Raw genomic sequence first — 3,811 nt, forward strand, 5'->3', positions numbered from 1 at the left:
AATCGATGAAGATGTCGTAGTTCAGGCTTTCCGTGACGCAATTGCGAATATAAACGACTCTACGGCAAAGCTTCAGATTCCACAGGATTCTCTGGGCATCATCAACAAGCGTATCCAGATGACGATGCAAGAGCGCTATATAAGCACTCGTCCGGATACAAGCGTAACAAAGGGGATGGACGAAGCTCAAATTCGCGCTTATGTCGATTCTCTTGAAAAAGCACAGCCGGTTACAGCTGCTCCTGAAGTCAAATACACAGACGTCAAGCTTCCGCAGGATCCTTCGGAACAGCAGAAGTTCTCCTATGTCATCGGCGTCCAGTTCGGAAACCAGTTCTATAGCATTGGCCGTCAGTTCCAGACGGACTTTGATCCGGACTACTTCGTCCTTGGCGTTCGCGATGCCGGCAAGAAAGTTCGCGATACGACTTTCACGTTGACTCTCTCGGAAGATTCTCTTAAGGCTGTTGGTAACCGCTACACCGAAAAGATGAAAACGATCCGTGACGAAATGGTCAAGAAGCAGCAGGCCGAAGAAGAAAAGCTCAAGGCCGAAGTCGCTTCTCTTCGTGGCGATACGCTTGCAAACGGCATGCCTGCCAAGATGAACTTCAAGGTGAAGGCTTCTGGCATTACTGTCAAGGCTGAAGATTTGACGGGCTTTGCTGGCAAGCCGCTTTTGGTGTTCTATTTCTCTGCAACCTGCGGTCACTGCGCACACGCCGCTCCGCAGATTCTCGAAATCGCCAAGGAATTTGCCCCGAAGGGCCTTACGACAGTTTCTGTCGCTAGCGGCGGAAACAACAAGCCGGGCATTCGTCGCTTTATCGATGATGCCAAGTTCGACGAAACAATCAATGTCGTCTGGGATGAAGCCCGCCAGTTCGGTGAACTCTATAGTGATGGCTACGTTCCGAAGGTCTATCTCGTGAATCCGGATGGCACGTACAAGCAGTACGCCGCCTTCGAAAAGGAAAAGGATGACCTGAAGAAGGAAATCGCAGAACTTCTTAACGGCAAGAATGTTGAATGGAAGATCGAAGTCAAGCAGGCCGACGATGCCGCCAAGGCTCCTGAAGTCAAGCCGGAAGTCAAGAAAGAAGTAAAGCCCGCTAAGGCAAAGAAATAATCGCCCTTTCTTTTATGAAAACGCATCCCTCTCGGGATGCGTTTTTTCTATAGCCGTATTGCCTCATATTTTTTAAATTTGGCGCATGATTATCGCTGAATTTGATGTTGTCGTCGTCGGTGGCGGTCACGCCGGTATTGAAGCCACGCATGCCGCATGGAAGATTGGTGTCAAAACCGCCATGCTCACGATGGATTTGAACGCTATTGGCAGAATGTCGTGCAATCCGGCAGTCGGTGGCGTTGCGAAAGGCCAGATTGTTCGCGACATAGACGCTCTCGGCGGCCTCATGGGACTTTTGACCGACAAGGCTGGCATCCAGTTCCGCATGCTCAACATGAGCAAGGGTCCCGCCGTTTGGGGGCCGCGTGCTCAGTGCGACATGAAGTATTACAGCGAAGTCGCCCGCGAGACGATGGAAAGCTTGTCGGGACTTACGCTGATCCAGGGCGAACTCGCTTCGTTTGAACGCATGAACGATGGCCGCTTGGAACTCACGCTTTTGAATGGCGACCGCTACATCACTCGCGCGATTGTGGTGACGAGCGGAACATTCCTTGCCTCCAAGATGTTTACCGGGCTTGAAACGAGCATCGGTGGGCGAGTGGGCGAGCCGAGTGCAGACAAGCTTTCGGAATGCCTTGCGAAAAACGGCATTCGTTTGCGCCGCCTTAAAACAGGAACTCCGAGCCGCTTGGATCCGGATTCTATCGACTTTAACGAATGTGATGTGCAGCACGGCGATGAGCATCCGTGGCCGATGAGCGACCGCCATTTTGACGGTGCAACACCCGACAAGTTCTGGGGCGACCAAATCAACAAGTTTATCCGCAACGATTGCGTTTGCTGGATTACGCGCACGAACATCAAGACGCACGATATTCTGCGTAGCGGCTTCAAGGACAGCCCAATGTTCAGTGGCCGTATTCACGGCAAGGGTCCGCGCTACTGTCCGAGTATCGAAGACAAGATCAACCGTTTTGGCGACCGCGACGGGCACCAGCTGTTCCTCGAACCGGAACAGGCTGACATCGGGCGTGTGTACATCAACGGTTTCAGCTCAAGTTTGCCGGCAGACATCCAGCTTGCCGCCATCCACACAATTCCGGGCCTTACTCATGCAAAAGTCTTGCAGATCGGTTACGCTGTGGAATACGATTCTGTCGATGCCACTCAGCTTTACCCGACGTTCGAATGCAAAAATGTCCCCGGCCTTTATTTTGCAGGTCAGGTCTGCGGCACAAGCGGCTACGAAGAAGCTGCCGGTCAGGGCCTTATGGCTGGTATCAACGCAGCACTCAAGGTGAAGGGCGAAGATCCGTTCATTCTCGGGCGCTCCGAAAGCTATCTCGGCGTGATGGTCGATGACCTCGTGAATATTCTGCTCGATGAACCGTACCGCATGTTCACGAGCCGTGCCGAATACCGCCTGTTCCTCCGCAGCGACAATGCCGAAATGCGTCTCAAGGAAAAGGCCCGCAAGATTGGCATGATCAGCGACCGCGACTGGGAAGACTGGACTCGCCGACGCGATCTCATGGCCGATCTCAAGACGAAATTTGCAGAAACATCTGCCACGCCTGAAGAAGCAAACGAAATCCTCGAAGCCGGCGGTCAGGCGCTCGCCTCCGAACGTACACGCTGGATTAACGTGCTCCGCCGTCCGGGAATCGACCCTGAGACGTTCTTCAAGGTGGCTGCCCCGGACGCCAAAATCACGCGCCGTGACCAGTGGTACATGTATGCCGAAGAACTCTATGCCGGGTTCTTTGACCGCCAGGAACGCGAAATCGACGACCAGAAGAAGATGGAAAAGGTCAAGCTTTCGCCGGACTTCGATTACATGTCCATTACAGCCATCAGCATTGAAAGCCGCCAGCGCCTCAACGCCCACAAGCCGCTTACGCTTGGGCAGGCAAGCCGTGTGCCCGGAGTGCGCCCCGCCGACATCACCGTCCTCGCGCATTGGATTGAATCTAGAGGATAGACGAGAGAACGGGCAAAGCCCTACAGACGAGAGTTTTATAATGGCACTTCGTGCATGAATAATCAATGCATCTCTCGTCTTTCGTCTCTCGTCTTTCGCCTAACCCCAAACCTTTCACTTGCTTTTTCCCGATTTTTTACTATCTTTGCGCCCGTCAACATAAACAATTTTCCAAGAGGTATATATATGGCAGAAGAAGCAGAAGTCAAATCCACAGAAGAAGTTAAGCCTCAGGAAACAAAATCCCAAGAAAAATCTCAAGTAAAGAAGGCTCCGTCCAAGAAAAAGCGTCCGTTCAACGGCAAGCGCAAGGGTGGTGCTCCTGCTGCTGCAAAGAAGCCGGCTGTCTTTAGTGATTCCCTGGAAGATCGTTTCCCCAATCTTGCCGCAAAGCTCAAGAAGTCCATCGAAGATGGTATCAAGCAGAAGATCAAGGACGCTCAGAACGATCCGAAGGTCAAGGCCGCCTCTAAGAAATTTGCAGAAGAAAAGTAATTCTACTTCTCTAAAGTCTATAAAATGCTCCGCACTCGCGGGGCATTTTTTGTAGAATAAAATGAAAAGCGAGATTTTATTTCAAAATCAAATTGTTAAGATTTCGTATTGATAATAAAAGCGTCGGCCAAGGATGGGGAGGGTGCAGGGAGGGGCCCGTGCGGCCTTCGCAACTCCGAGCTGGGGCCCCGCCCGCATGA

Annotated in this window: 3 protein-coding genes; all 3 read left to right on the forward strand. The window is 52.1% G+C overall.

All coding sequences use genetic code 11. The features are described 5' to 3' along the window. Positions 1 to 1,129: redoxin family protein (locus ACJMM9_RS12730; RefSeq protein WP_405327601.1), on the forward strand; the 1,129-nt coding region annotated here is incomplete at its 5' end. Between the two features lie 85 nt (positions 1,130 to 1,214). After that, on the forward strand, positions 1,215 to 3,116 hold the full coding sequence (mnmG, locus tag ACJMM9_RS12735; protein ID WP_405327603.1) for a tRNA uridine-5-carboxymethylaminomethyl(34) synthesis enzyme MnmG: 1,902 nt from the start codon (positions 1,215 to 1,217) through the stop codon (positions 3,114 to 3,116). Positions 3,117 to 3,302: 186 nt separating this feature from the next. Then, positions 3,303 to 3,611: a hypothetical protein gene (locus ACJMM9_RS12740; protein WP_088639746.1), complete on the forward strand. Its 309-nt coding sequence runs from the start codon at positions 3,303 to 3,305 to the stop codon at positions 3,609 to 3,611. Positions 3,612 to 3,811 lie beyond the last annotated feature (200 nt).

The organism is Fibrobacter sp. (genome assembly GCF_045112255.1).
In the GTDB taxonomy this organism is placed as follows: domain Bacteria; phylum Fibrobacterota; class Fibrobacteria; order Fibrobacterales; family Fibrobacteraceae; genus Fibrobacter.